Raw genomic sequence first — 6,415 nt, forward strand, 5'->3', positions numbered from 1 at the left:
TCTATTTTTTGTGTTTTTGCTCAATTTAAGAACAAGCGATTTTATTCACTCGATTAGCATGACGTCCGCCTTCAAAAGCTGTATTCAAAAACGTTTCTACCATAGCAATGGCTTGTTCAATAGAAGTGAAACGAGCGGGAATACTGATCACATTCGCATCGTTGTGTAAACGCGCTAATTCGGCAATTTCTTTAGTCCAACACAACGCACAACGCACCCCTTGGTGTTTGTTGGCAGACATGGCAATTCCGTTTCCGCTTCCGCAAATAACAATACCGAAATCTACAGTTCCATTTTCCACTGCTGTGGCTACTTGATGACCAAAATCCGGGTAATCTACTGAATCAAAACTATCTGTTCCAAAGTTTAGTACTTCGTGCCCTTGGGCTTGTAAAAAATCGACAATGGCCTTTTTATAGGCTGGCCCTGCGTGATCATTTCCGATTGCTATTTTCATGTGTGTTGTTGTGTTATTATTCGTGTACAAAGGTAAAACTTTTGCCTTTTATAATCCTAATTCTTCAACAGCTATTTGACGCATTTCCACCTTTCTAACTTTACCAGAAATGGTCATTGGAAAAGAAGAAACAAACTTCCAATACTTTGGTATGCGATAATGGGCTATCTTCTGATCACAGAATGCGCGCATACTTTCACCCGTTGCTGTTTTGCCCTCTTTCAAAATTACCCAAGCCATTACTTCCTCACCATATTTCTCACTTGGTACGCCAATTACTTGTACATCCGCAACATCTGGGTGGGTGTATAAGAAATCTTCAATCCACTTCGGTGAAATATTCTCACCACCGCGAATGATTAAGTCTTTAATACGCCCGGTAATGGCGATATAACCTTCCTCATCCATCGTCGCTAAATCTCCTGTGTGCATCCATCTATTTTCGTCCAATACTTCAGCAGTTAGAGTGCGATTATTCCAGTATTTCAACATAACAGAATACCCACGAGTACACAATTCACCTGCTTCTCCTCGTGGAACGATGCCCCCTGTTTCTGGATCGACAATTTTAATCTCCAAGTGATCTTGTACCGTTCCAACTGTACTTACTTGTTTTTTAAGATCGATGCCAATATGGGTTTGCGTAGATACAGGAGATGTCTCCGTCATACCATAACAAATACTGATCTCATCCATATTCATTTCCGTTTTTACGCGTTTCATCACGTGTTCTGGACAGAGGGATCCTGCCATAACTCCGGTGCGCAAAGACGATAAATCGTAGCTTTTAAAATTGGGTAGCTGTAGTTCAGCAATAAACATAGTGGGAACTCCATAGAGTGAAGTACACTTTTCACGCTCTACTACTTCTAGCGTTTTTACGGGATCAAAACTATCATTGGGAATCACAATCGTTGCCCCGTGTGACGTACAACATAAATTGCCAATCACCATACCAAAACAATGATAGAAGGGTACAGGAATACACACGCGATCTTTTGACGTGTACTTTAATCGTATACCAATAAAATAACCATTGTTTAAAATATTGTGATGGGTAAGTGTCACTCCTTTAGGAAAACCCGTTGTTCCTGAGGTATATTGAATATTCACGGCTTCACCAAACTGAACAGAAGCCTCAATTTCATTTAAAACCGCGAGATCCACCGTTTGTCCATTGGCGACGAATTGATTCCATTCCTCCACTAAAAATACCACTTCTTTCAGCGAGGGACAGTCTTCACGCACGACGGCTATCATTTTTCGGTAGTCACTCGTTTTATAAGATTCAGCAGAAATAATCGCTTTTATTTCCGATTGATTCACGGCAAATTCTAACTCATGTGCGCGATAAGCGGGATTTAAATTCACTAAAATTACCCCTATACGGGCAGTTGCATATTGTAAAAGTACCCATTCGTAGCAATTCGGTGCCCAAATTCCAACGCGATCTCCCTTCTCAATAGATAAAGCTAAAAGTGCTTGCGCAACTGCAGTTGTTTGTTGATGAAATTGGCGATATGTGGCTCTATAATTTTGATGTGCACTGATTAGTGCTTCATTGTCAGGATATAGTTCTGTTATTTTTCTTAAATTCTCACCTATTGTTTCTCCCAGTAAAGGAATATTTGATGCGCCATGCACATAGGATATTGCTTTCATAGTTTGCTTTGATTATTAATGATTGGTTTTCCTAAAATACAAAAAAAAGTAGATGGTTAACTGAATATTTCACTTTTACAAGTAATTGCATCTACCTAAAAAGTCACCTTTTGTAACCTAAAAAACACAAGTATTCCACTTTTTTAAAAAAAAGTTAAGGATAGGCAAGAGAAAAAGGTCTTCATTTTGTAAAAAAAGAATAAAATGACCAAATACTAAGAAAAAAAGAAATACTTTTGTCCTTAGTTTTCGGTGTGAATTACACTTTTAAGGCAAAAAACAAGCAGAAACCCATTGAAAAGACTTAGACCTCAACTGATTCTTCTTGTTGCCTTTACCAAAAAAATGAAAAACTATGTTTCGATATAGTGAGGATTAGCACACTTTTTAGCCCCAGTAATTCACAATAATAACACAAAAAATAGACTTTTATTCTCCGGAGTAAAGAGTATTTCGTACATTTAAACAACTTTCCGCACCTCAAGAGGTTGGGAAAAAAACTCAAAAAATGGCAAAAAAAATTAAACATAAAAAGAAAAAACAATTTGATTTTTCAACTAAGATTTTAAAGTTTTTAGGAAAAAATCCAACTAAATCTTATAATTATAAACAAGTAGCTGCTCAATTGGAAGTAGTCGATACCCAGGGCAGAAACGAAATCATTAAAGAACTAAAATTCTTGCTTTCCAAAACGCTTATCGAAGAAGTAGAACTAGGTAAGTATCGCTTTGTACCAAAAGCGAATTACGTAGAAGGTCATATAGATATGACGAGTAAAAAAACCGCCTATTTGGTGAGTGAAGAATTGGAAGAGGATGTTTTCATTCCGACAAATAATCTAAACAAAGCACTTGATGGAGATTTAGTAAAAGCCTATATCTACAACAAGCGAAAAGGCAGAAAACCAGAGGCAGAAGTTGTTGAGGTACTAGAACGCCATCGCACACAATTTGTTGGGGTTATTGACATTCAAAAGAACTTTGCCTTTGTTACAACAGCAGATGCCAAGATGTATACGGATATTTTTATCCCCAAAGACAAGTTTTTGGATGCACAACCGGGAGATGTAGTACTCGTTGATTTGGAAGATTGGCCTGAAAAAGCAGATAGTCCATTTGGTAAAGTGGTTAAAGTACTTGGAAAACAAGGAGAGCACAACACGGAAATCCACGCAATTTTAGCGGAATATGGTTTACCAAGTGAGTTTCCGAAAGAAGTAGAGGAGTTTGCCAACAAACTGGATACTTCCATTCAAGAGGAGGAAGTAGCAAAACGCCGTGATATGCGTGAAGTACTAACGTTTACCATTGATCCAAGAGATGCCAAAGACTTTGACGATGCCCTATCCTTTCAAACACTAGAAAATGGAAACTACGAAATCGGGGTACACATTGCTGACGTATCACACTATGTTCAAGAAGGAACTATTTTAGATGATGAAGCCTTTCACCGTGCTACTTCCGTATATTTAGTGGATCGCACCGTTCCCATGCTACCTGAAGTATTATCGAATTTTGCTTGTTCACTTCGACCAAATGAAGATAAATATACCTTTTCTGCTGTATTTGAGATGAATACTAAAGGCGAACTTGTCGACTCTTGGTTTGGACGTACAGTTACGCATTCTGATCAACGTATGGCATACGAAGAGGCTCAATACATCATCGAAACACAAGATCGTACCATTCCAGAATCGATTTCTATCACTAGTGAAGCTCAAGAAGTGAGTGAAGAAGTAGCCCATGCTGTACTAACACTAAATCGCTTGGCCATTATCTTGCGTCAAAAACGAATGAAAGCGGGAGCAATTTCCTTTGATAAAGTAGAGGTAAAGTTCAACCTGAACAACGAGAGCGAACCCGTTGGTGTATTCTTTAAAGAAGCAAAAGAAGCCAACCACTTAATCGAAGAGTTTATGCTATTGGCAAACCGAAAGGTTTCCGAATTCATTGGCAAACAAAAGAAAACATTTGTCTATCGTATACACGATGAACCAGACCAAGACAAACTATTTGGATTACAAGCAGTTATATCAAGATTTGGACATTCATTAAACTTTAAGTCAAGAGATACGATTTCCAAATCACTGAACGAATTATTGAAAAACGTTCAAGGAAAAAAAGAACAAAATTTAGTAGATACCTTGGCTATTCGAAGTATGAGTAAAGCAAGTTATTCGACGCAAAACATTGGACACTATGGTTTGGCATTTGATTACTATTCTCACTTTACGTCGCCTATTCGTCGTTATCCCGATGTAATGGCACACCGTTTGCTAGAATTTTACTTACACAATGGAAATTCAGTCAATGCAGAAGAATATGAAACGAAGTGTAAGCACTGTTCAGCTATGGAGAATTTAGCGGCTAATGCAGAGCGAGATAGCATCAAATACATGCAGGTGAAATACATGAAAGATCAACAAGATAAAGCCTTTGTTGGCGTTATTTCTGGTGTAACAGAATGGGGTATTTACGTAGAAATCATCGAGAATAAATGTGAGGGAATGGTTCGCATACGCGAAATCAAAGAGGATTATTACGTTTACGATGAAAAGCAATATGCTTTGGTTGGTCAAGCGACAAACAACACGCTTCAACTAGGGGATACAGTCGTTGTTTCTGTAAAGAACGCCGATTTAGTAAAAAAACAATTAGACTTTAATTACATACAAAAACTGAGCTAAGATGAGAAAAATCGCTTTGTTATTTATTGCACTGTGCGGAACAATTGGATTTGCGCAAGAAGTCAAACAAGTAGGGGAATTTAAACGCGTAAATGTCTTTGACAAAATTGAGTTAACACTCATCCCTGATACAGAAACGAAAATGGAAGTTTCAGGAACCAACGCAGAAGAAGTAAATTTTGTCAATAAAAATGGAAACTTAAAGATTCGAATGAATATTTCCAAGAGTTTCCAAGGCGGTGACGTACGCATCAAATTGCACTACAAAGATTTAGAAGAAGTAATCGCTGAAGAAGGTGCTACCATATCAGGTACAGAAACACTTAAAGCGACGAGTTTAGCAATAACAAGCAAAACAGGAGCATCAATCGATTTGAAAATAGAAGCTCAAAAAGCTACGGTAAGAGCCTATACAGGGGGTGTTATGACCCTAACAGGCAAGGTGAGTACTCAGGATGTTCTTGTCAATGCTGGAGCCTCTGTATACAATGAAAAACTCCTTAGTGAGCAAACAGAAGTTACTGTCAATGCAGGTGGAACAGCCAAGGTCAATGCAACGGAATTAGTCGATGCGAAAACCCGTGCAGGCGGTGAAATCATTATCTTTGGAAACCCTAAGAAAATCACTGAAAAAGTGGTGATGGGTGGAAGTATCAAAAAGGAGAAATAAAAGTATTTATTTTTTTCTTCTCCATTTGTCATAAAAAGCTGTACCTTGCAGTAGGTAATAAACATAGGTGCCAATATAGCTAGTATATTGGCATTTTTAATTGTGGTAAATGATAGATGACTTACTTACAGGTGTTACCTTAGGTTTCTTCCTAAGTTTCATGATTGGCCCTGTATTTTTTATTCTTATTGAAACGAGTATTACAAGGGGAATCCGTGCAGCTCTTGCTTTTGACATGGGCGTTATTCTCGCAGATGCCTTATTTTTCACCATCGCTTTTTTTAGTAGTTTTCGCTTGATTAATTCGATCAAGGATGATCCTGCTCTCTTTATTTTTGGAGGATTATTGATGTTAACCTATGGAATTATTTCCTTTGTCAAGCTAAAAAAGGTACAAGTTCACACGATTCAAATCGCACCGCCTAATCTTAAAAAAGAGTATTTAAACTTGTTTGTAAAAGGTTTCTTACTCAATTTTATCAATGTAGGTGTTTTGGGCTTTTGGTTAGCTATTATCATTACTTTAGGTCCTCAAATGGACATGGATACGGAGCGAATGTTTATTTTCTTTCTCTTTGCGATAGCGGCCTACTTTGTAACAGATATCTTTAAAATACTCCTTGCAAAACAGCTGAGAAAGAAACTAACTGCAGAAAATATTCTCAAAGTTAAAAAAATCAGCAGTATTTTACTGATCATCTTTGGCGTTATTATTATGGTTAAAGCCTTTATTCCGACGTCAGATAAGGAACTAAACTTACCACTTCCCAAACTGGAACGAAAATAATATATAGAAAAAGAACCCTTTTGGGTTCTTTTTCTATGCCTTAATATGGTGGAACGTAGCTTTCTTTGAATTCAAGTGGATCAAGCGCAAAAGTTGGGGAGGAAGTTGTAAAATAATATATTTGCATCATGATGGATAGCAAAGAAATACTAA

General features: G+C 37.5%; 5 protein-coding genes. 3 read left to right on the forward strand and 2 right to left on the reverse strand.

The genetic code is table 11. The annotated features are described in order from the left end of the window. Positions 1 to 25: 25 nt before the first annotated feature. Both rpiB and ACPDG9_RS07555 read right to left on the reverse strand, forming a co-directional pair. Positions 26 to 457, reverse strand: a complete 432-nt coding sequence (gene rpiB, locus ACPDG9_RS07550) for a ribose 5-phosphate isomerase B (protein WP_430527149.1) — start codon at positions 455 to 457, stop codon at positions 26 to 28. Between the two features lie 48 nt (positions 458 to 505). Next, positions 506 to 2,119 carry an AMP-binding protein gene (locus ACPDG9_RS07555; RefSeq protein ID WP_430527150.1) on the reverse strand — a complete coding sequence of 538 codons (1,614 nt, stop codon included), beginning with the start codon at positions 2,117 to 2,119 and terminating at the stop codon, positions 506 to 508. A 508-nt stretch (positions 2,120 to 2,627) separates the two neighbouring features. Between ACPDG9_RS07555 and rnr the strand changes: the two genes are divergently transcribed. The 3 genes from rnr (at position 2,628) to ACPDG9_RS07570 (ending at position 6,262) form a co-directional block, all read left to right on the forward strand. After that, entirely contained in the window at positions 2,628 to 4,805 is a 2,178-nt protein-coding gene (gene rnr, locus ACPDG9_RS07560) for a ribonuclease R (RefSeq protein ID WP_430527151.1), read from the forward strand. A 1-nt stretch (position 4,806) separates the two neighbouring features. Next, the gene (locus ACPDG9_RS07565; protein ID WP_430527152.1) at positions 4,807 to 5,475 is read left to right on the forward strand and encodes a head GIN domain-containing protein; all 669 of its coding nucleotides are present in this window, start codon (positions 4,807 to 4,809) and stop codon (positions 5,473 to 5,475) included. 109 nt (positions 5,476 to 5,584) lie between these two features. Then, a complete protein-coding gene (locus tag ACPDG9_RS07570) occupies positions 5,585 to 6,262 on the forward strand; it encodes a LysE family translocator (protein ID WP_430527153.1) in 678 nt (225 codons plus the stop codon). Positions 6,263 to 6,415: the final 153 nt, after the last annotated feature.

Source organism: Myroides sp. C6-3, assembly GCF_050522425.1.
GTDB lineage: Bacteria > Bacteroidota > Bacteroidia > Flavobacteriales > Flavobacteriaceae > Flavobacterium.